The organism is Aeromonas sp. 602396 (assembly GCF_049173735.1).
Classification (GTDB): domain Bacteria; phylum Pseudomonadota; class Gammaproteobacteria; order Enterobacterales; family Aeromonadaceae; genus Aeromonas; species Aeromonas veronii_A.
In genome coordinates, this window is sequence record NZ_JAAKSD010000008.1 from 116,219 (window position 1) to 135,639 (window position 19,421).

The following is a 19,421-nucleotide window of genomic DNA, read 5'->3' on the forward strand; positions in this document are numbered from 1 at the left end:
CAAAAGGGGTCACCGGTGTGACCCCTTTTGCTATCTGGCGGTGCTGGGTTGCGAGAGCGCTATCTGCTCGTGGGTGACCCTGTTTGCGCTGAGCCCGTTACCCGTGTCGGTGGGGTTGCTGGGCGGGCAGTGGCGATTGGCTTCGCTGCTTGAGACGGCCGAGCCAGAGGCTCAAGCCTGCCGTCAGGATGAGGACCAGTTCAATTCCCATGACCAGACCGCCCAGCTCGCCTTGCTCCCAGAAGGGGTGCAGGTAAAGTCCCCCCAGACTCGCCCCCAGATAGTAGGCCACCAGATAGAGGGAGGAGGCGAGGGCCCGGTTGTGTTCGACATGATGACCCACCCAGGCACTGGCACAGGCGTGAGCCAGGAAAAAACCGAAGCTGGAGACCAGCAAGCCGCTCAGGATCCCGAGCAGGCTAGCCTGCAGCAGCCACAGACTGCCGATAGCCATCAGCGCGATCCCGACCAGCAGCATGCGTTGTGCCCCCCAGCGATTGGCAAATCGGCCGCTCAGAGAGGAGGCCACCGTCCCCGAGATATAGGTGAGAAACAGCATGCCGAGCCACTGGGTGGGCAAGGAGAAAGGGGGCTTGGCCAGCAGGAAGGTGAGATAACTGAACTGGTTCAGAAACACCATAAAGTTGAGCCCGCCGATAAGGTAAGCCCCTACCAGCAAGGGATTGGTCAGGTGTTGCTGCAAGGCGCGGGCAAATTGGCCGCGAACGGGGGCGCTCGCCACAAAGCGGGTCTGATGGGGCAGCAGCCAGAAGACCAGCGGCAGCAGTGACAGGCTGATCACTCCGATCCCCAGAAAGGTATGCTGCCAGTCGCCAAACCAGCCCGCCAACAGACCGCCGACCACCCGACCGGCAATGCCACCGAGGGAGTTGGCGGCAATATAAACCCCCACCGCCGAGAGCAGCGCCCGTTTACTGAACTCTTCCCCCATATAGGCAATCGCAGTGGCTGGTAACCCGGCCAGCAGCGCACCCTGCAGGATACGCAGCAGCAGCAGGGAGACAAACTGCTCAACCAGCGGGATTAACAGTGAGAGCAAGATCGCCAGGGTGAGGGTTCCCAGCATGACCTGCCGACGGCCATGGCGATCCGCCAGTCTGGCGCAGATCAGCAGGGAGGCGGCGAGGCCAGCAGTGCATCCTGCCAGGGTCCAGCTGGCCGAGAGGGAGTTGACCGAGAAGACCTCTGCGATCAGGGGTAACAGGGGATGGGTCTGGTAGAGGTTCAGAAACACCAGAAAAGAGCCCAGGCTGAGGGCCAGGGTTGCACGTATCCACTCGCGACTGCCAACTTCAATCATTGCGTATTGTCCTGACTGCTTTTGGTCAGGGTAGAGGCCTTGCGGTTATAAATATAATATATTTAAGTTATCTATCTCATAAGATGAATTGATACATGGATCTGAAACAGCTCACCTATCTGCTGGCGGTCAGGGATGCCGGCTCATTTACCAAGGCAGCCAACAGTCTGCATGTGGCACAGCCGGCCATCAGCATGGCCATCGCCAAGCTGGAGCAGCAGCTCGAATTGCGGCTGTTTGATCGACAGGACCGGGCGGTACGGCTCACACCGGAGGGAGAGGTGCTCTGTCGCCATGCAGAGCGTCTGTTGCTGCAGATGCATCAGGCCGAGGCCGAGATGGCCGAGCTCAAGGGGCTGGAGCGGGGGGAAGTGCGGATCGGGATCCCCTACATGATGGGCTCCTACTATTTCCCCCCTCGTCTGATGGCCTTCAAGCACCGCTACCCCGGCCTCAAGATCCGTGTTGAGGAGGCCGGTACCCGCGAGCTGCTCAGCCGGATGGTGGATGGCTCCCTCGATCTGGCCATTCTCATCACCAGTGATCTCCCCCCCGCCATCGAGGGGGCACATCTGCTGAGCGAAGAGATGTTGATGGTGGTGGGGGACGATCACCCCTTGCGTGGCGCATCGGCCGTCACCCTCTCGCAGTTTTTCGCTCAGGAGCTGGCGCTGTTTCGCCGTGGCTTTTATCACCGGGAGCATATGGAGGCGCTGGCCCAGAGCCTGGGCGTTGAACCCGATATCGCCTTCGAGAGCAATCTGATCCCTCTGCTCAAGGCGGTGGTGCGGCAAGGCTTTGCGGTGACCACCTTCTTGCGGATGGTGCTGGAAGAGGAGCCGGATCTGAGTGGCGTACCCTTCGACCCGCCCATCTACCTCGACCTCTGTGTGGCGTGGCGGTGTGGTGATCCGCTATCCATGGCCAACCGTGCCTTGCGTGATTTTCTACTCAAGGAGCGCCCGGCCTGATGGCGGCGGGCCATAGCTGAAAGTTTGTTACTATTAACGGTGGGTTCGCTTGAGGGCTACACCATGAAACTGCAGCAATTGCGCTATATCGTCGAGGTGGCCAACCACAGGCTGAATCTGTCGGCCACCGCCGAGAGCCTCTTTACCTCCCAGCCCGGGATCAGCAAACAGGTGCGGATGCTGGAGGATGAGCTGGGGATCCAGATCTTCGAGCGCAGCGGTAAACACCTGACCCAAATCACCCCCATAGGTCGGGATGTGATCAAAGTGGCCGCGGAGGTGCTGGACAAGGTCGCCACCATCAAGGTAATGGCCAGGCAGCATGTGCATCCGGAGCAGGGAACTCTCACCATTGCCGCCACTCATCTGCAAGCTCGCTATATTCTGCCCACCATCCTCAAGGGTTTTATGGCCCGCTTTCCCAAAGTTGCCGTAACTGTGATGCAAGGGAGTGCGGCGCAGTGCCGCGCAGCCGTGCATGATGGCGCTGCCGATCTGCTGCTGGCGGATGAACCGGAGGAGGGGAGCGATCTGCTCATGCTCCCCTCTTTTCAGTGGCAACGGGGCTTGGTGCTGCCCAAGGATCATCCGTTGGCCAAAGCAACATCGCTGACTCCGGCTGAGCTGGTGGAGTTTGCATTGGTGACCGATGGAAGGGCTTTCTCCACAGTTCATGGCACTGATTGCGCTCATGCCGAGAGCCGGATCTCCTGCTGTGCGAGCGACAGCGATGTGCTCAAGACCTATGTCAGACAAGGAATGGGCATCGGGGTGATGGCAACTTTTGCTTGGGAGCCCCAGCGCGATGGCGATCTGGTGCTCAAAACGGCGCCCTCGCTACCAGGCGGTGTGGCCGCTATCGGGTTGCGCAGAGGGGCATTTTTATGCGGCTATCTCTACGATCTGATTGAACGTCTCGCGCCGCAATTGACCCGCGAGCGGGTCGAACAATACTGTGCTGCCCGCACTGGCGAAGAGCTTGAAGCTCTGCTGGCCAATCTGACCGTACCACAGCGATAGCTAGGGTCGTCCCAAGAAAAACGCCTCCGTTCGGGAGGCGTTTGACTATCTGACATTCGTCAATGCAGGCTCACTTCTTCAGCATATGATCCAGCTTGTTGGCCTTGGTCGACAGATAGAACTCGTTGTGGGGATTGCGTCCTTCCTGCAACGGAACCCGTTCGGCCACCGGAATACCGAAGGATTCCATCGCTTTCATCTTGCGCGGGTTGTTGGTCATCAGTTTGAGAGACTTGACTTCAAGCTGCTTGAGCATGTCGGCGCAGATGGTGTAGTCGCGCATATCGGCGGCGAAACCAAGGGCCACGTTGGCTTCCACGGTATCGGCCCCCTGATCCTGCAGGTGATAGGCGCGGATCTTGTTGAGCAGACCGATGCCACGCCCCTCCTGACGTACATATAGCAATACGCCACGGCCAGCTTTGGCAATCTTCTCTAGGGCAGCCTGCAACTGAAACCCGCAGTCACAGCGCAGACTGAACAGGGCGTCACCGGTCAGGCACTCCGAGTGGATCCGGCCCAGCACCGGCTCTTCACCGGTTATGTCGCCCATCACCAGTGCTGCGTGATCCTTGCCTGTACCGGTTTCCTGAAAACCTACCAGCGTGAAGGTGCCCCAAGGGGTTGGCAATTTCGATTTCGCCACTAGGGTAACGCTGCTCATAGGTTGCTCCTTACTACTAACGGCTCAAAAAAGGGGGGCCAGTTTAGCGCGCCTTGTCAGGAACGACCATAAGAACAAGTCCCTGCATTGCTTAATGAAATCTCCAAATGAGATACAAGCACAGTCGCCTGCCGGGGTTTTGGCCCTTTGTGCGGATTGATGACTGCCAGGCTCACCACATTCGGGTATAATCGGCGCCCATTAACCCACCCCTTCGGGATGGGAGCAACACAGTGCAGGAGAGAAGTTATGCCTCAGATGGCCCCCGTAATGACAATTGATGGCCCCAGTGGTGCAGGTAAAGGCACCTTGTGTCAGCTGCTTGCTGAGAAGCTGGGTTGGCACTTGCTGGACTCGGGCGCCATCTATCGGGTGTTGTCCCTGGCCGCCCTGCATCACGATGTAGAGCTGGACAGTGAAGCCTCACTGGTGCCGCTGGCCGCCAATCTGGATGTGCAATTTCAGGTTGAGGGCGATCTGGTCAAGGTGATCCTGGAAGGGGAAGATGTCTCCCGCACCATCCGCACCGAAGAAGTGGGTAATGCTGCCAGTAAAATCGCCGCCTTCCCCCGTGTGCGCGAAGCCTTGCTGCGCCGTCAGCGTGCATTTCGTCAGGCCCCGGGTCTGATTGCCGATGGTCGTGACATGGGTACAGTTGTTTTCCCCGAGGCCGAGGTGAAGATTTTCCTCGACGCCAGTGCCGAAGAACGGGCCCAGCGTCGCTATAAGCAGTTGCAAGATAAGGGCTTTGATGTTAACTTTGAGCGTCTTTTAACCGAGATTCGGGAACGTGACGATCGCGACAGAAATCGCGCTACTGCACCCCTGAAACCGGCAGAAGATGCTCTGGTGGTAGACTCTACCGCCATGACCATAGATGAAGTGCTGGCAACAGTACTCGCCTATGCAGAGCAACAACTTGGTGATGCCAGCGCAAGCTGACATCCGGTCGTCTGCACCAAGGATGGCGCAGATTATTTAAAACAGCCCCGCTTGTGCAGGATTGCAAGTGGATGTTTCATTTGTGACATAAACAATGATCGAATCTTTTGCTCAACTCTTTGAAGAGTCCCTGAACGCCGTTGAAACCCGTCAAGGTTCCATCGTCAAGGGTACTGTCGTTGCTATCGAGAACGGTTTCGTACTGGTTGACGCCGGTCTGAAATCCGAGTCCGCTATCCCGGCTGAAGAATTCAAGAACGCCATGGGCGAGCTGGAAATCAACGTCGGCGACACCGTTGACGTGGCTCTGGACTCTATCGAAGATGGTTTCGGCGAAACCAAGCTGTCCCGCGAAAAAGCCAAGCGCCACGAAGCCTGGCTGCAGCTTGAGAAGGCTTACGAAGAGCAAGCTACCGTTATCGGTATCATCAACGGCAAGGTCAAGGGTGGTTTCACCGTTGAACTGAACGGCATCCGTGCCTTCCTGCCGGGTTCTCTGGTTGACGTGCGTCCGATCCGTGACACCGCTCACCTGGAAAACAAAGAACTCGAGTTCAAAGTCATCAAGCTGGACCAGAAGCGCAACAACGTTGTTGTTTCCCGTCGTGCCGTGATCGAGACCGAGAACACCTCCGAGCGCGAAAGCCTGCTGGCTAACCTGCAAGAAGGTCAAGAAGTTAAGGGTATCGTCAAGAACCTGACCGACTACGGTGCATTCGTAGATCTGGGCGGTGTTGACGGCCTGCTGCACATCACCGACATGGCGTGGAAGCGCGTTAAGCATCCTTCCGAAATCGTCAACGTTGGCGACGAGATCGCTGTCAAGGTTCTGAAGTTCGACCGCGAGCGTACCCGTGTATCCCTGGGTCTGAAGCAGCTGGGCGAAGATCCCTGGGTTGCTATCGCCAAGCGTTACCCGGAGACCACCCGTCTGTCTGGCCGCGTGACCAACCTGACCGACTACGGCTGCTTCGTTGAAATCGAAGAAGGCGTTGAAGGCTTGGTACACGTATCCGAGATGGATTGGACCAACAAGAACATCCACCCGTCCAAAGTTGTTAACGTTGGCGACGTGGTTGACGTGATGGTTCTGGACATCGACGAAGAGCGTCGTCGTATCTCCCTGGGTCTGAAGCAGTGCAAATCCAACCCGTGGCAGCTGTTTGCCGAAACTCACGCCAAAGGCGACCGTGTTTCCGGCAAGATCAAGTCCATCACTGACTTCGGTATCTTCATCGGTCTGGATGGCGGCATCGACGGCCTGGTTCACCTGTCTGACATCTCCTGGAACAACCAGGGCGAAGAAGCCGTGCGTGAATTCAAGAAAGGCGACGAGATCGAAGCCGTTGTTCTGCAAGTGGATCCGGAGCGTGAGCGCATCTCCCTGGGTGTCAAGCAGATCGAAGAAGACCCGTTCAACAAGTACCTGGCTGACAACAAGAAAGGTGCTATCGTGAAGGGTAAGGTTACCGAGGTTGATGCCAAAGGTGCCGTTATCGAACTGGCTGATGGCGTAGAAGGCTACCTGCGTGCCTCCGACGCTGCTCGTGACCGTGTAGAAGACGCCACTCTGGTGCTGTCTGTTGGTGACGAAGTTGAAGCTAAATTCATGGGCGTTGATCGTAAGAACCGCACCGTAAGCCTGTCTGTCCGTGCCAAGGACGAGGCTGATGAGCGTGTTGCTATCGATAACCTGAACCAGCAAGAAGAAGTTGTGTTCAGCAATGCTATGATGGAAGCGTTCAAAGCCGCCAAGGGTGAGTAATCCTTGATGCAAGAAAAGGGCGGCATTGCGCCGCCCTTTTTTATCCTGGCAAAATGAATATTGCATGTGATCGGGGAAGGAGATTTAACGTTATGACCAAATCAGATCTCATCGAACAACTGGCAGCCAGCCGCATGCATATGCCGGCCAAGGATGTCGAAGCCGCCATCAAGGAGATCCTTGAGCAGATGGCGTCGACCTTGCAAAACGGCGACCGGATTGAAATCCGCGGATTTGGCAGTTTTTCACTGCACTATCGTGCGCCCCGTGTGGGCCGCAACCCCAAGACTGGGGACAAGGTTGAACTGACCGGGAAATATGTCCCGCACTTCAAACCTGGTAAAGAGTTGCGCGAGCGCGTCAACATCATTGAATAATGCAGAAATGGGCATACCTCGGGTATGCCTTTTTTCTTTTTGGCACCGATTCCTGTGCCAATCATCTTGTTTCTTAAACTCTTTTCCCATTCACTCTAGAGTCTGCCTGCGATTTTAAGGATAATCAGCCTCTCATTAGATACTGACAGGGAGCTCTTATGAAGCGTATTTTGGCCCTCATTCCGCTGGTGTTGGTGTTTGTTCTGACCCTGGCGCTGGGCTCACAAAATGGCCAGCTGGTTCAGTTCAATTACCTGATCGCTCAGGGTGAGTTTTCGCTTGCCATGCTGTTGGGCTTCTTTTTCGCTGGCGGTTTTTTGCTGGGCTGGCTGGTATTCGGCCTGCTGTTCCTGCGCCTGAAAATGCAAAACCGCACTCTCAACCGTACCATGCGTCGTCAATCCCGCGAGTTGGAGCTGGCCCGGTCACCGGGTAAGGAATAATGTTCCTCAATGCTTGAACTGCTTTTCCTGCTGTTGCCCATCGCCGCCGGTTATGGCTGGTACATGGGTCGCAGGAGTGTTCGCCAGGACACCCAAAAACAGAGTAACCAGTTTTCCCGCCAGTATGTGGCGGGCCTCAACTATTTGCTGTCCGATGAATCCGACAAGGCGGTGGATCTCTTTATCCAGCTGCTTGAGGTGGACAGTGAAACCATCGAAACACACCTCTCCCTCGGCAACCTGTTTCGCCAGCGTGGGGAGGTAGATCGTGCCATCAAGATCCACCAGAACCTGGTAACCCGCCAGCTGACCCGGGAGCAGCGCCAGCTTGCTCTGCAGGAGCTTGCGCGCGACTTTTTGGCTGCTGGTCTGCTGGACCGGGCGGAAGCGCTCTGGAATGAGCTGTGTGATGACAGCGACTATGAAGAGACGGCGCTGGCACAGCTGTTGATCATCCATCAGCAGTTGCGGGATTGGGATAAGGCCATCGATGTGGCGGTTCGTCTGCAAAAATTCCAGGGCAAGAAGCTGGCCGACCCCATCTCCCATTTCTATTGCGAGCAAGCCGAGATCGCGCTGCGTGAGGGCAATAAAGGGGAGGGGCTAGCCAAGCTCAAACGGGCGCTCAGTATCAATCCGGCATGTGCCCGAGCCAGTTTGCGCCTCGCTGAGCTCGCCATGGCAGAGGGGGAGTATGAGCAGGCCAGCAAGGAGCTGCTGCGGGTGTTCGAGCAGGATATCGACTTTGCCTCCGAGGCAATGCCCAAATTGCTCGAGTGCTATCAGCAGTTGGGGCGCACGCCTGCGTTGATCCCGCTGCTTGAGAAGGCTGTGGAAGATCACGCCGGTGTCAGCGTGACCCTGGCCCTTGCCAAGCTGGTTGAAGAGCGTGATGGCCTGAGCCAGGCCCGTTCGCTGGTGTTGCGTCAGCTGCGTCGTCATCCGTCGATGAAAGGTTTTTACCAGCTGGTGGGTTTTCAGCTGGCCAGTGCGGAAGAGGGGCCTGCCAAGGAGAGCCTCGAACTGCTGCAACAGCTGGTCGGCGAGCAGATCAAAATCAAGTCAACCCACAAGTGTCGGCAGTGCGGCTTTGCCACTCACTCGCTGTTCTGGCAGTGCCCGTCTTGTCGCCAGTGGGGTTCCATCAAGCCGATCCGTGGTCTGGACGGTGAATAACAAGCAATAGGATGTGAGATGCAAGATCCCAAAGTACTGGTAGCGCTGGATTATCAGCACGAGGCAGATGCCTTAGCGTTCGTTGAACGTATCTCTCCGGCCCAGTGCCGTCTCAAGGTAGGCAAGGAGATGTTTACCCTGTTTGGCCCGCAATTTGTACGCCAGCTGGTGGCCAAGGGATTTGATGTCTTTCTGGATCTGAAGTTTCACGATATTCCCAATACCGTTGCCAAAGCCGTGGCAGCCAGTGCCGAGCTCGGTGTCTGGATGGTCAACGTGCATGCCAGTGGTGGTGAGCGGATGATGCGTGCCGCCAAAGAGGCGCTGCTGCCTTATGGCGACAAGGCGCCATTGTTGATCGGGGTGACCGTACTGACCAGCATGGAGCAGTCCGACATGATCCCTCTTGGTCTGGATGTGAGCCCTGCCGAGCAGGTGATCCGGCTGGCTACCTTGACCAAGACATCCGGCTTGGATGGAGTTGTCTGCTCTGCCAACGAGGCCCATGAGCTTAAAGCCTTGCTGGGCGAAGATTTCAAGCTGGTGACCCCGGGTATTCGCCCGACCGGTTCAGCGGCCGGGGATCAGCGCCGGGTGATGACACCGAAAGCGGCGGTCGAGGCGGGGTCCGATTATCTGGTTATCGGTCGCCCCATTACGCAGGCTGCCGATCCGGCCGCCATGCTGGCCAGCATCAATGCCGAGCTGGCTGGTGCGTAACAGGCTCACTCAGTGATACGCGGTGCAGGCCGAGCAACAGGCCTGCACCGGCCCCGATAAGATGAGAGCCGATGTGTACCCTGGCATTGATCAGGGTGGATATCGGGCTCTCTCCTGCGTTGTAGAAGTCCATCGCCAGCTTGAGTCCCATCCCTGCCAACAGTAGCCAGCCCGATGTGCGGCGTCCGTGGCGAATATCCTGCATTGCCCCCCAGACAAACAGGCCATGCAGCGAGCCGGATAGCCCCATGTACCATTGGGTCTGCGGGCACCACCACCAGATCCCCAAGCCCACTGCCAACCAGAGCAGCAACATCAGCAGCGGCAGGTGAGCCCCACCCAGATAGTCGCGAAACAGGCTATAGAGGATGGCGAGGCCGCCCAGATTGAGCAGCAGGTGCCACAGATTGGTATGAGCCAGATTGCCTGTTATGATCCGCCACCCTTCGCCCCCGGCGATCAAGGGCCGATCGAAGGAGAGCTGAAGATTGGGAACGGTAAAGAAGAGTAGCAAGCTGGTGAGAGAGAGCGTGATAACCCAGAGCAATCCAGATTTGTCTGACAACATGAAACAGTCCAACGACAAGAACAGTCGATACTGTACACGTTGCACCCGAGCCCTCAAAGCCTGCCTGTGCGATTATATTGTGCCGGTTGACAATCACACGCCCCTCTACATCTTGCAGCACCCCAACGAGGTGGCACATCCCAAGGGGACTGCCGCGCTGCTGGCGGCCTCTTTGCAACAGTGCGAGATCCATGTGGGGGAGGACTTTTCCCGCGATGAGTGGCTCAATGTGCTGCTGGCTGACCAATCCCGTCGTTATTATTTGCTCTGGCCGGATGAGGATGCCATTTCGCTGACCGATCTTCGCCAACAGTGGGAGAGTGAATCCTCTGGCTCCGCATCCGTCGCCTTTATCTTGCTTGACGGCACCTGGCGCAAAGCCTATCGCATGTTGCAGAGCAACCCGGCACTGGCCCGCTTGCCCCGCATCGGCATTGGTGCCATTGCCGGTCAATATGCCATTCGAAAGAAACCCTTTCCCGATGCCCTCTCTACCATAGAGGCGGGCTATCACCTCTTGTCCCGGTGGGAGGGGAGGCCGGAGCACTATGCGCCCTTGCTGACCCTGTTTAACCGGTTGAATACCCAGTGGCAGGACTTTGCCGAAGGCCGCCGCGCGTGACAATTCAAGGAGTTATCAAGATGAAAAAAGCAGTCGTGGTTTTCAGTGGCGGTCAGGACAGCACCACCTGTCTGGTACAGGCATTGGCCCGGTATGATGAAGTGCACGCCATCACCTTCGACTATGGCCAGCGCCATCGGGAAGAGATCGACACCGCGCGTCGTCTGGGCAGTGCTCTGGGGATCGCCGCCCACAAGGTGATGGATGTGACGCTGCTCAATGAGCTGGCGGTCTCTGCCCTGACCCGTGACGACATCTCGGTCAGCTGCGAGCTGCAGGATAATGGCCTACCCAACACCTTCGTGCCGGGTCGCAATATCCTGTTCCTGACCCTGGCTTCCATCTATGCCTATCAGGTGGGCGCCGAAGCGGTGATCACCGGTGTCTGCGAGACCGACTTCTCCGGCTATCCCGATTGCCGTGACGAGTTTGTCAAGGCCCTCAATCAGGCGGTGTCGCTGGGGCTGGATCGCGGCATCCGTTTTGAAACTCCCTTGATGTGGCTCGACAAGGCCGAAACCTGGGCACTGGCGGATCACTATGGTCACCTCGACACGGTGCGCCAGCAGACCCTGACCTGCTACAACGGCATTGCCGGTGACGGTTGCGGCACGTGTCCTGCGTGTGAACTGCGCAGTCGCGGTCTGAACAACTATCTGGCCGACAAGGCGGGTATCATGGCCAGACTGTTTGAGAAAACCGGGCTGGGCGAGAAAAGCGCAGAGTGAGCCTGCGTCTTGCCGTGGCTTGGGGTATAATCCGCGACTTTTGCAACAAGCCGTGATCGAGATGCACTACCCAATCAACGAGATTTTCCAGACCATCCAGGGGGAGGGCATCTTTACCGGCCTGCCCGCCATCTTTGTTCGCCTGCAGGGTTGCCCGGTGGGCTGCCCCTGGTGCGATACCCGTCATACCTGGGTTGTTGATCCGGCTCGTGAAGTGGGTAAGGCGGCGGTACTGGATGGTTCCAACGAATCCGATTGCTGGAGCCAACTCAGCACCGCGCAGATTATCAAGAGCTTTGGCGATCTGGGTTATCAGGCACGCCATGTGGTGATCACCGGTGGGGAACCCTGCCTCTACGATCTGCACGAACTCTCGTCAGCATTACTGGCGGCGGGTTATCAGGTGCAGATTGAAACCAGTGGCACCAGCGAGATCAAGACTCATGAGCAGACTTGGGTAACCGTCTCCCCCAAGATCGGTATGAAAGGGGGGCTGCCTGTGCTGGTCTCGGCGCTGGAGCGGGCCAACGAGATCAAGCATCCGGTGGCCACCGAGCACCATATTGAAGAGCTGGATGCGCTGCTCGCTACCGCTACCCTGCGCCCGGACGTGGTCATTGCCTTGCAGCCGATCAGCCAGAAACCACGGGCCACCCAATTGGCGATGGATACCTGTATCGCGCGTAACTGGCGACTCTCAATCCAGACTCATAAATATCTGGATATCGATTAATATGGATTGGCTATCCGACGAACAGGTACTGCTGACCCTGACCAACAAGATGCCTTACGGTAAATATCAGGGTCGACGTATCATCGATATTCCCGAGCCCTATCTGGTGTGGATGGCGCGCAGCGGTTTTCCGGCGGGTAAATTGGGCCAGACGCTAGCGTTGGCTTACGAAATCAAACTCAATGGACTCGAGTCCATGATTATTCCCATTATTAACAGGATGTCGGTATGAGAATATATACGAGGCAGGGCGACAAGGGCATGACCCGGCTGGCCGATGGTATCCCATTGCCCAAGGATCATTTGCGGGTCGAGACCTACGGTTATATCGATGAGCTCAACTCCCATATTGGTTTGTTGATTTGTGACGTCCCATCGCAAGAGGTCGGCTTATTGGCTGATTTACAGCTGTTGCAACAGGAGTTGTTTGATCTGGGGGGCGAGTTGGCATTCTCCAGCGACGCCCAGAATGAATCGATTTGGCAGGTTAATGCCGCTTGGACAACTCGCCTTGAACAGCAGATAGATCGTTATAGTGAGCCATTGCCACCGCTGCGCCAATTTATATTGCCCGGTGGTTCCCGTGCTGCGGCGCAAGCGCATGTGGTGCGCACTCTGGTGCGTCATTGCGAGCGCTTGCTGCTGACATTGAGCCGGGAAGAGCGGGTCAATCCCGAGGTGCTGCCCTATCTGAACCGGATGAGTGACTGGTTCTTTACCGTTGCCCGCTATCTCATCTGTGTGGCAGGGGAGCGTGAAGTGCTGTGGGTCAAGGCAGCAGATCGCCCGCAATCAGCTATCTGATATTTCACGTTTAAGCGGCAATAAAAAACCTCGCCTTGGCGAGGTTTTTTATTAGCAACGAGATTGAGATCAGATAGCAAAGTCTTCCAGTGATTTGCCTGCTGCCACTGCGCTGGCAATGACCGAAGGCATACGGCCCTGGCCGGTCCAGGTTTTCTCTACGCCATTATCCTGATAGCGATATTTGGCCGGACGTGGCGCCCGCTTGCCTTTTTCTGATTTGCCGGGGTTGGTAGCGACAGCGCTTACCAATTCTGCCGGGTCAATACCGGCGGCTTTCAGCATTTCGCTATATTCGTTAATTTTCCGCAGATGCTCTTCACGGGCCTGACGCTCGGCAGCTTCATCTTGCTGACGTTCAGCAACGATAGTAGAGAGTTTTTCCAGTGCCTCTTCCAGTTGTTCCAGAGAAAGCTCGCGGCAGGTCGCACGCAGACTGCGGATATTAAGCAGTACCTTTAAAAATTCATTCATAGGAGTTACCACGTCGAGTCAGAGAAAAATATTATGTTCCAGCTGATTCTTGCTTGGTGATTTAAATAAGTCAAGCCGGGTTAAATATTATATCCGTGGGGAACATCAATACAGATATTTAATATGGCCTGCAATAGGCTTGGTGATTGGATGCCAATGAAGCCGCAGTAGGTGAAAATAGCGTCAAAGTTGGCGTTGTTGCATCATTTGACTACCATTTTCCGACCTTGATTTGTTTATTATGATTATTTAATCAAAAAACTTGCTATAAGCTGCCATCTCGATAAAATGTGCGGCGAATACCTTTAAGTAGAGGCGCGCTGCCTATGAGTATTTGTGCGGAGGGTGATGCCTGTGATGCACAAGGAAAGGAGTCAGCGCCGAAGTGGCCAGGCCATCATACCGGGCTGCTGGTTCTGCATCTAATAGGTGCAGGACTGCCATAGTCATCCACTATGGAGCGCTACCTGAAGGGGCTGAGGAGTATAACCTCCCCATAGGTTTTGTTTCTTTAGATCCTCTCGGTAGATCTCCACCTGTAATCTTTAGGTGCAAAGAGATCATGGACATTAGTCATTTCGCCGACTCCGGTTGGTCCGTTCTTCCCCCCCTGTTGGCTGTCGCGCTGGCGATCATGACCCGCCGCGTGCTGCTGTCCCTTGGTGTGGGCATCGTCACCGGCAGTTTGCTGCTCAATCAGTTTTCACCCCTCGAATCCCTGCATTACATGTTGAATACCGTGCTCAAGATCTTCTGGGTCGATGGCGCGCTCAATCGTGACAATGTCAACATGATCCTGTTTATGCTGCTGCTGGGTGGCCTCATCAGCCTGATGAGCGTCTCCGGGGCGACCCGTGCCTTTGCCGAGTGGGCCGAGCGTCGTGCCAAGACCCGCAAGGGCGCCAAAGCCCTGACTGGCATGATGGTGTTTGCCTTCTTTATCGATGACTTCTTCCACAGCCTGTCGGTGGGGGCCATCTGCCGTCCGGTGACCGACCGCTTCCAGATCTCTCGTGCCAAACTGGCCTATCTGCTGGACTCCACCGCGGCGCCGGTCTGCGTGCTGATGCCCATCTCCTCCTGGGGGGCTTATATCATCGCCCTGGTTGGCGGCATCATGGCTGCACACGGTCTGACCGAACAGAGCCCCATCGCGGCGTTTGTCGAGATGATCCCGATGAACCTTTACGCCGTCTTCACCCTGATCATGGTGCTGGTGGTGATCGCCTGTCAGCTCGATATCGGCCCGATGCGTCAACACGAAGCGTGGGCGCTGGAAGGCAAGCTGTGGGATGAGTCCAAGGGCCGCCCCATCGGTCTGGATATGGAGAGCCCGGAAGAGAGCAACGGCGGCATGATCGACATGGTATTGCCGATCCTGACCCTGACTGCGGCCACCATCTATTTCATGATTGATTCCGGTGCTGCGGTGCTGAGCGAGAAAGGGCTGCCGTTCAGCGTGCTCGGCTCGTTCGAAAACACCAACGTCGGCTCTTCGCTGGTCTACGGTGCCCTGTGCAGTCTGGTGGTCTCCATCGGTCTGGCGATGCGTCTGAAGCTGGGTGCCAAGAACTGGATCAAGGCCGCGCCACAAGGCGTCATGGCCATGCTGCCGGCTATCAACATCCTGCTGTTCGCCTGGACCATAGGTGCCGTGGTGCGTGATGTGGAGACTGGCAAGTACCTGGCTTCGCTGGCTAACGGCAACCTGCCGATCGAAGTGCTGCCTGCCGTGGTCTTTATCCTCTCCTGTGCTATGGCGTTTGCCACCGGCACCAGCTGGGGAACCTTCGGCATCATGCTGCCACTGGCCGGCGACATGGCTGCCGCCAGCGACATCAGCCTGATGTTGCCGATGCTGGCCGCGGTACTGGCTGGCTCGGTGTTCGGGGATCATAGCTCGCCCATCTCCAGCACCAGCATCCTCTCTGCCACCGGTGCCGGTTGCCATCACATCGATCACGTGATGACCCAGCTGCCTTATGCACTGGCCATTGCCTTCGGTGCGGCCATCGGTTACCTGGCGATGGGCTTGATGCACTCCAGCCTGGCCGGTTTCAGTGTCAGTGCCCTCTGGTTTGTGCTCTTTACCAGCTATCACCTGAAAAAGGCCAAAGCGCGGCCAGCGCTGGCCACCGCGTAACATTTATAGAGCAAGGGGCCCGCGGGCCCCTTGGTTTTGTCAGGGGCTTTGGTTAGCATGCGCCCCATAAATTCAGTTTCGGAACAGTATCATGGCTTCACTGCACTACAAATTTGCCACCATGAATTCAGGCAAATCCACCCAGCTCATTCAGGCGCACTTCAACTATCTGGAGCGGGGCATGCATCCTCTGGCGATGACGCCAGCCATCGATGACCGTTTCGGGGTCGGGGTGATCAGTGCCCGGGTAGGTCTTGAACTGAAGGTGGACGTGTTCAGCGACAGCTGTGATCTGTTTGAAATGGTGAAAGAGCGTCATGCGAAGAAACATATCGATGTCTTTATCGTGGACGAGGCCCAGTTCCTGACCCGTGAGCAGGTCTACCAGCTGGCCCGCATCGTCGATGAGCAGGATATTCCGGTGATGGCCTATGGCCTCAAGACCGATTTTCGCGGCGAGCTGTTCCCGGGCTCATACCATCTGCTCTGTCTGGCCGACAAGTTTGAAGAGCTGAAGAGCATCTGCTGGTGCGGCAACAAGGCTCACATGAACTCCCGGGTCAACGAGGCGGGTCAGGTGATGCGTGATGGCGAGCAGGTGGAGATCGGTGGCAACGATCGCTATGTGTCACTGTGCCGCAAACACTATCTGGAAGGTCGGGCCTACAAGTAATTCGGCTGCGATATTTGAATCGTCGAGAAGGGCGTCCATCTGGCGCCCTTTTTATTTTCCCCAACTTGTATCGCTGTGGTTCAGTCTATCTCGATATCCACCGGCGCAATGATGGGGTCGGCCACCGGCAGGCGTTGAAATAGCTGGCGAAAATGGTGCTGTACCCGGCCGATATCCACCAGCGACATGCCGGAGGCAAAACCGAACCAGACATAGAGGCCGGTGAGATCGCGAAACATCGGCGGCAAATAGCGGGGGGCGGCAATCAGCCCCTCCAGATAGTGTTGATAGAGTACCGGAATATCATCAAGCGTCACCTTGCCGACAAACAGCATTGGCAGGATCTCGGGCACCCCTTCCAGCACGGCGCTGCGGATAAAGTTGACCGTCTCCACATAGCCACGCACGTAGGAGAGATCCTTGGTAAAACAGGCGCCGCCGCCCACCATGCCGCCACGAAAGACCCGCTGGGTGATCTTGTAGGCGTCGTGCTCGCTGGTGCCCTGCTGTACGAAGTGCTTAAACACCTCGATAAAATCGGCGCCGCGCTCGGCCATGTCGATGGCCATCACCCGATCGGAGATGCGCTTGGCCCGATCCGGAAAGGAGCTGAAGGTGAGGGTCTCTATCAGGACAGCCAGCCCCTCCTGACAGGCGGTGATCCGCGGTGAACCGGCGCTCAGCCAAGTGGCATAGGGCTGCTGGCGACCGTTGAGGGTGGTGCCGACATGGACCCACCCCTCGTGCACCTCCAGCACCTGCAAGTCCAGCTCGGAGAAACGGGCGTGGGAGTTGAGCTTGATGTAGTCGCCACCGGCAGCGGCATCGGAGACAATCCCATCGCTCAGCTTCACCTGCACAGTGCCGTCACTGAAGTAGCTCGACAGCTTGCCCTGCAGTTTGGCGACCGCGGCCTCTCCTTCGAACTCCTTGGGGTAGGGGCGCACCAGATGGCGGGCGCCGGGCAGGGAGAAGATATCGCACAGGCGGGCGCCCAGCTCCTTGAGAGTCTTGCGATCCCCGCGCAGGTGATCGCTGGCAGAGCCATAAAGCAGCTGGCTGTAACGCTGAAAATCGGGTTGGCCGCGCTGGCGCAGCATCTCGATCACCACCATGTACTGATCGACCGTCTCTTGCAGGATCCGGCCAAGATCGTCCTGTGGCCCCAGTTTTCTGCGGATCCTGTCCCGCAGCTCCTTGAGTTCCAGATACTTGTTGCGCGGATCGAAGCCGAGGGGGAGGGCATCATAGAAGTGCCTGTCGATAGCGGGCAGCTCCCTGCCACCGCTTGCCAGAAAGCGATCCTGCAGATGGCGTGGCCATTTGATGGCATCCAGAATGCGGATGGGTTTTTGCAGGGTGAGCAGCTCATCCGAGAGTGATTTCAGATGAAGGCGATACTTTTCTTGGATAGTCATGGGGCCCCCTGTGGGGCAAGCGTCGTCGTGGATTTGGCTGAGTATATGCATAGCGCTTGCCAAAAAGAAGCGAGCCGCAGGGTTATTGGGTTGGCGTGCTTTTTGTTGATAGCAAATTGGTTTAGACTGCGCCCCTTGATCCCAATCTTGTCGTGGAAATGATGAATATCCCCAGCTCCGAAATGATAATGCGTTGGTTGCAACAGGCTCGTATCGAGCACTATGTCTGCGACCAGTGTCACGGTATCCACATTGTCTCTTTGCAGTCGGTCGATGGTATTCAGGAGAGCCGGATCTTCGTGGAAGAGGAAGGCCTGCTGTTCTCCTCCGAGCTGGAAGTGCGCCCCTCCGCAATGCTGCCGCTGGTTGCCGAACTGGGCCGACTCAATATGCAGTACCCCTCCCTCAAGGTGTTCCTCGATATCATCGATGACAACCTGCCGCGGCTGGTGGTCGGGCACACCGTCTTTACCAAGGCCGGACTCAGCGTCGAGCAGTTCCTGCTGTTCGTGCAAAGCACCATCGCTGCCACCCACGAACTGGTTGCCGAATGCGAACGTTCCGGCTTCCTCAACCTGCCGGAAATCCAGGTTGCACCGGAATCTGTGCATTAAGTGTTCGAACGGTTCGCCAGGTGAAAAAAGCCGTTGACGCGGGCGGGGCTTTCCCCTAAATTACGCCCCGTTCCAGCGCAACAGCGCAGCGAACACCGTGTTGGCTGAACACGTTAAACCACAGACCAAAATTTGGTGAGGTGTCCGAGTGGCTGAAGGAGCACGCCTGGAAAGTGTGTATACGGCAACGTATCGAGGGTTCGAATCCCTCCCTCACCGCCACATTGCAAAGCCCCGATGGAAACATCAGGGCTTTTTGCTTTCTGGCGCAATCCCCGCGTGGTTGCTGGCATAGGAATGCAAATCTTCATTCTTAATAGCGCTGCATCTGGCTAAGCCGCTTGGGCAATCGCAGTGAAATGCCTCGGTGACCTTGACGCCACGGCCAACCCATTGGTCGATCCTTTTAAAGTTTCCGCCCAATTCAGTAAAAGGGCCTCTCGAAAGAGAGGCCCTTTTCATTGCTCGCTGATTTGCTCTGCTCGGCACTTGAAAGGCATACCGTGGTGATACCGGTTAATGCTCCACAGTCAGCGGATCCGGGGGCAGGTTCAGATGCTTGGTGATGGCCTGATAGAGCTGGGGGTAGTTATCGTCAAAATGGTGTCCTCCCGGCAGGGTGACGCTGGTGACGTTGGGTTGGTTGAGACGGGGGCAGAGGCGGTCGCCGTCATCATCATCGGCACCTTGCAGGCAGAGCATCGGCAGATCGCGGATGGTCTTCACCTGCGGTTCGGTCGGGTAGCTGCGGGCCTTGTGGGTCAGCATATCGCTGACGTGGATCTCGAAGTCCGAGCTGGTGGAGGGGGAGAGCATCACGGCCCCGACCAGCCCCTGACGATAGTGCTCCGGCAACCGGTTGATGACGAAGGGGACAATCTCGGCACCAAACGAGAAGCCTACCAGCAGCCAGTGAGGGCGCTGCCAGCGAGTCTGGTAATCATTGAGGATCCGCTCCAGATCGGCGGTCACCTGCTCCGGGGTTTTCTTCTTCCAGTAGTAGGTGAGGGAGCTCCAGCCCACGACCGGCATGCCGTTCAGCTGAAACTGGGCGCTCAGCCCCTTGTCGAGGGCCGCCCAGCCACCATCGCCGCTGAGAAAGATCACCATGGGGGTGTCGGATGACTGCTTGACCGGCAGCTCAATCAGGCTCAGGTCATCCTTGACCGGGGCGGCGTGCGCCGCAAAAGATGAAACGGGCAGTACGAGACTGAGTAACAGCAATATCAGGGCTCTCATTGGCCA

Annotated in this window: 22 protein-coding genes, 1 tRNA gene and 1 riboswitch; of the genes, 17 read left to right on the forward strand and 6 right to left on the reverse strand. The window is 57.0% G+C overall.

Features of this window, described 5'->3' with window-relative positions:
• Window positions 1–97: 97 nt before the first annotated feature.
• Window positions 98–1,321 (reverse strand): MFS transporter, encoded by a 1,224-nt coding sequence (locus G5229_RS11690; protein WP_421209161.1) that lies wholly within the window; start codon window positions 1,319–1,321, stop codon window positions 98–100.
• 95 nt (window positions 1,322–1,416) lie between these two features.
• Here G5229_RS11690 and G5229_RS11695 point away from each other — a divergent pair, with 95 nt between their 5' ends.
• The gene (locus tag G5229_RS11695; RefSeq protein ID WP_421209162.1) at window positions 1,417–2,292 is read left to right on the forward strand and encodes a LysR family transcriptional regulator; all 876 of its coding nucleotides are present in this window, start codon (window positions 1,417–1,419) and stop codon (window positions 2,290–2,292) included.
• A 63-nt stretch (window positions 2,293–2,355) separates the two neighbouring features.
• On the forward strand, window positions 2,356–3,312 hold the full coding sequence (locus tag G5229_RS11700) for a LysR substrate-binding domain-containing protein (protein WP_421206544.1): 957 nt from the start codon (window positions 2,356–2,358) through the stop codon (window positions 3,310–3,312).
• 70 nt (window positions 3,313–3,382) lie between these two features.
• Here the strand turns inward: G5229_RS11700 and ribA are convergent, their stop codons facing one another.
• On the reverse strand, window positions 3,383–3,976 hold the full coding sequence (ribA, locus tag G5229_RS11705) for a GTP cyclohydrolase II (RefSeq protein ID WP_421209163.1): 594 nt from the start codon (window positions 3,974–3,976) through the stop codon (window positions 3,383–3,385).
• Between the two features lie 249 nt (window positions 3,977–4,225).
• On the opposite strand from ribA, the gene cmk reads away from it, so the two are divergent.
• The 6 genes from cmk to pyrF all read left to right on the forward strand — a co-directional run bounded on the left by cmk (window position 4,226) and on the right by pyrF (window position 9,399).
• Entirely contained in the window at window positions 4,226–4,918 is a 693-nt protein-coding gene (gene cmk / locus G5229_RS11710; RefSeq protein WP_019444698.1) for a (d)CMP kinase, read from the forward strand.
• A 94-nt stretch (window positions 4,919–5,012) separates the two neighbouring features.
• A complete protein-coding gene (gene rpsA, locus G5229_RS11715) occupies window positions 5,013–6,683 on the forward strand; it encodes a 30S ribosomal protein S1 (protein WP_005337148.1) in 1,671 nt (556 codons plus the stop codon).
• Between the two features lie 92 nt (window positions 6,684–6,775).
• Window positions 6,776–7,060 (forward strand): integration host factor subunit beta, encoded by a 285-nt coding sequence (ihfB, locus tag G5229_RS11720; protein ID WP_005299934.1) that lies wholly within the window; start codon window positions 6,776–6,778, stop codon window positions 7,058–7,060.
• Between the two features lie 158 nt (window positions 7,061–7,218).
• Complete coding sequence (locus G5229_RS11725; protein WP_005337143.1) at window positions 7,219–7,503, forward strand: LapA family protein; 285 nt, start codon at window positions 7,219–7,221, stop codon at window positions 7,501–7,503.
• A 9-nt stretch (window positions 7,504–7,512) separates the two neighbouring features.
• Window positions 7,513–8,679, forward strand: a complete 1,167-nt coding sequence (gene lapB, locus G5229_RS11730) for a lipopolysaccharide assembly protein LapB (RefSeq protein WP_005346478.1) — start codon at window positions 7,513–7,515, stop codon at window positions 8,677–8,679.
• 18 nt (window positions 8,680–8,697) lie between these two features.
• Window positions 8,698–9,399: an orotidine-5'-phosphate decarboxylase gene (gene pyrF / locus G5229_RS11735; RefSeq protein WP_042083286.1), complete on the forward strand. Its 702-nt coding sequence runs from the start codon at window positions 8,698–8,700 to the stop codon at window positions 9,397–9,399.
• Here pyrF and rrtA read toward each other — a convergent pair.
• Window positions 9,374–9,967, reverse strand: coding sequence for a rhombosortase (rrtA, locus tag G5229_RS11740; protein ID WP_270657478.1), 594 nt, complete (start codon window positions 9,965–9,967; stop codon window positions 9,374–9,376). The genes pyrF and rrtA overlap by 26 nt on opposite strands.
• Between rrtA and G5229_RS11745 the strand changes: the two genes are divergently transcribed.
• The 5 genes from G5229_RS11745 to G5229_RS11765 all read left to right on the forward strand — a co-directional run bounded on the left by G5229_RS11745 (window position 9,966) and on the right by G5229_RS11765 (window position 12,854).
• Window positions 9,966–10,589 (forward strand): tRNA-uridine aminocarboxypropyltransferase, encoded by a 624-nt coding sequence (locus G5229_RS11745; protein WP_421206541.1) that lies wholly within the window; start codon window positions 9,966–9,968, stop codon window positions 10,587–10,589. The genes rrtA and G5229_RS11745 overlap by 2 nt on opposite strands.
• A gap of 20 nt (window positions 10,590–10,609) precedes the next feature.
• Window positions 10,610–11,317: a 7-cyano-7-deazaguanine synthase QueC gene (gene queC / locus G5229_RS11750; RefSeq protein WP_421209164.1), complete on the forward strand. Its 708-nt coding sequence runs from the start codon at window positions 10,610–10,612 to the stop codon at window positions 11,315–11,317.
• 61 nt (window positions 11,318–11,378) lie between these two features.
• Complete coding sequence (gene queE / locus G5229_RS11755) at window positions 11,379–12,050, forward strand: 7-carboxy-7-deazaguanine synthase QueE (protein WP_421206539.1); 672 nt, start codon at window positions 11,379–11,381, stop codon at window positions 12,048–12,050.
• A 1-nt stretch (window position 12,051) separates the two neighbouring features.
• Window positions 12,052–12,282 (forward strand): DUF3820 family protein, encoded by a 231-nt coding sequence (locus G5229_RS11760; RefSeq protein WP_005337126.1) that lies wholly within the window; start codon window positions 12,052–12,054, stop codon window positions 12,280–12,282.
• Window positions 12,279–12,854, forward strand: a complete 576-nt coding sequence (locus G5229_RS11765; protein WP_106844486.1) for a cob(I)yrinic acid a,c-diamide adenosyltransferase — start codon at window positions 12,279–12,281, stop codon at window positions 12,852–12,854. Before G5229_RS11760 ends, G5229_RS11765 begins: the two co-directional genes overlap by 4 nt.
• Window positions 12,855–12,923: 69 nt before the next feature.
• Here the strand turns inward: G5229_RS11765 and G5229_RS11770 are convergent, their stop codons facing one another.
• The gene (locus tag G5229_RS11770) at window positions 12,924–13,328 is read right to left on the reverse strand and encodes an H-NS family nucleoid-associated regulatory protein (RefSeq protein ID WP_279490670.1); all 405 of its coding nucleotides are present in this window, start codon (window positions 13,326–13,328) and stop codon (window positions 12,924–12,926) included.
• 302 nt (window positions 13,329–13,630) lie between these two features.
• Window positions 13,631–13,802: riboswitch (Lysine riboswitch) on the forward strand.
• A gap of 88 nt (window positions 13,803–13,890) precedes the next feature.
• Between G5229_RS11770 and G5229_RS11775 the strand changes: the two genes are divergently transcribed.
• Both G5229_RS11775 and G5229_RS11780 read left to right on the forward strand, forming a co-directional pair.
• A complete protein-coding gene (locus G5229_RS11775) occupies window positions 13,891–15,471 on the forward strand; it encodes a Na+/H+ antiporter NhaC family protein (protein ID WP_421206536.1) in 1,581 nt (526 codons plus the stop codon).
• A gap of 91 nt (window positions 15,472–15,562) precedes the next feature.
• Window positions 15,563–16,144, forward strand: coding sequence for a thymidine kinase (locus G5229_RS11780; RefSeq protein WP_005337121.1), 582 nt, complete (start codon window positions 15,563–15,565; stop codon window positions 16,142–16,144).
• A gap of 80 nt (window positions 16,145–16,224) precedes the next feature.
• On the opposite strand, the gene G5229_RS11785 is transcribed toward G5229_RS11780, so the two are convergent.
• The gene (locus G5229_RS11785) at window positions 16,225–17,562 is read right to left on the reverse strand and encodes a flavohemoglobin expression-modulating QEGLA motif protein (protein WP_216953395.1); all 1,338 of its coding nucleotides are present in this window, start codon (window positions 17,560–17,562) and stop codon (window positions 16,225–16,227) included.
• A gap of 158 nt (window positions 17,563–17,720) precedes the next feature.
• Between G5229_RS11785 and G5229_RS11790 the strand changes: the two genes are divergently transcribed.
• Both G5229_RS11790 and G5229_RS11795 read left to right on the forward strand, forming a co-directional pair.
• The gene (locus G5229_RS11790; protein WP_005337119.1) at window positions 17,721–18,176 is read left to right on the forward strand and encodes a YbjN domain-containing protein; all 456 of its coding nucleotides are present in this window, start codon (window positions 17,721–17,723) and stop codon (window positions 18,174–18,176) included.
• Window positions 18,177–18,310: 134 nt separating this feature from the next.
• A tRNA-Ser gene (locus tag G5229_RS11795) sits at window positions 18,311–18,398 on the forward strand.
• Window positions 18,399–18,692: 294 nt separating this feature from the next.
• Here G5229_RS11795 and G5229_RS11800 read toward each other — a convergent pair.
• Complete coding sequence (locus G5229_RS11800) at window positions 18,693–19,415, reverse strand: AcvB/VirJ family lysyl-phosphatidylglycerol hydrolase (protein ID WP_421209165.1); 723 nt, start codon at window positions 19,413–19,415, stop codon at window positions 18,693–18,695.
• Window positions 19,416–19,421: the final 6 nt, after the last annotated feature.

Excerpts from the sequence above, each read along its gene's own strand:
- G5229_RS11790 (WP_005337119.1), top strand. The coding sequence starts at position 17,721 with ATGATGAATATCCCCAGCTCCGAAATGATAATGCGTTGGTTGCAACAG.
- ihfB (WP_005299934.1), top strand. The coding sequence starts at position 6,776 with ATGACCAAATCAGATCTCATCGAACAACTGGCAGCCAGCCGCATGCAT.
- rpsA (WP_005337148.1), top strand. The coding sequence starts at position 5,013 with ATGATCGAATCTTTTGCTCAACTCTTTGAAGAGTCCCTGAACGCCGTT.
- G5229_RS11760 (WP_005337126.1), top strand. The coding sequence starts at position 12,052 with ATGGATTGGCTATCCGACGAACAGGTACTGCTGACCCTGACCAACAAG.
- G5229_RS11780 (WP_005337121.1), top strand. The coding sequence starts at position 15,563 with ATGGCTTCACTGCACTACAAATTTGCCACCATGAATTCAGGCAAATCC.
- G5229_RS11725 (WP_005337143.1), top strand. The coding sequence starts at position 7,219 with ATGAAGCGTATTTTGGCCCTCATTCCGCTGGTGTTGGTGTTTGTTCTG.
- G5229_RS11745 (WP_421206541.1), top strand. The coding sequence starts at position 9,966 with ATGAAACAGTCCAACGACAAGAACAGTCGATACTGTACACGTTGCACC.
- G5229_RS11690 (WP_421209161.1), bottom strand. The coding sequence starts at position 1,321 with ATGATTGAAGTTGGCAGTCGCGAGTGGATACGTGCAACCCTGGCCCTC.
- G5229_RS11695 (WP_421209162.1), top strand. The coding sequence starts at position 1,417 with ATGGATCTGAAACAGCTCACCTATCTGCTGGCGGTCAGGGATGCCGGC.
- queE (WP_421206539.1), top strand. The coding sequence starts at position 11,379 with ATGCACTACCCAATCAACGAGATTTTCCAGACCATCCAGGGGGAGGGC.
- pyrF (WP_042083286.1), top strand. The coding sequence starts at position 8,698 with ATGCAAGATCCCAAAGTACTGGTAGCGCTGGATTATCAGCACGAGGCA.
- queC (WP_421209164.1), top strand. The coding sequence starts at position 10,610 with ATGAAAAAAGCAGTCGTGGTTTTCAGTGGCGGTCAGGACAGCACCACC.
- lapB (WP_005346478.1), top strand. The coding sequence starts at position 7,513 with ATGCTTGAACTGCTTTTCCTGCTGTTGCCCATCGCCGCCGGTTATGGC.
- G5229_RS11775 (WP_421206536.1), top strand. The coding sequence starts at position 13,891 with ATGGACATTAGTCATTTCGCCGACTCCGGTTGGTCCGTTCTTCCCCCC.
- rrtA (WP_270657478.1), bottom strand. The coding sequence starts at position 9,967 with ATGTTGTCAGACAAATCTGGATTGCTCTGGGTTATCACGCTCTCTCTC.
- ribA (WP_421209163.1), bottom strand. The coding sequence starts at position 3,976 with ATGAGCAGCGTTACCCTAGTGGCGAAATCGAAATTGCCAACCCCTTGG.
- G5229_RS11765 (WP_106844486.1), top strand. The coding sequence starts at position 12,279 with ATGAGAATATATACGAGGCAGGGCGACAAGGGCATGACCCGGCTGGCC.
- cmk (WP_019444698.1), top strand. The coding sequence starts at position 4,226 with ATGCCTCAGATGGCCCCCGTAATGACAATTGATGGCCCCAGTGGTGCA.
- G5229_RS11700 (WP_421206544.1), top strand. The coding sequence starts at position 2,356 with ATGAAACTGCAGCAATTGCGCTATATCGTCGAGGTGGCCAACCACAGG.
- G5229_RS11770 (WP_279490670.1), bottom strand. The coding sequence starts at position 13,328 with ATGAATGAATTTTTAAAGGTACTGCTTAATATCCGCAGTCTGCGTGCG.
- G5229_RS11785 (WP_216953395.1), bottom strand. The coding sequence starts at position 17,562 with ATGACTATCCAAGAAAAGTATCGCCTTCATCTGAAATCACTCTCGGAT.
- G5229_RS11800 (WP_421209165.1), bottom strand. The coding sequence starts at position 19,415 with ATGAGAGCCCTGATATTGCTGTTACTCAGTCTCGTACTGCCCGTTTCA.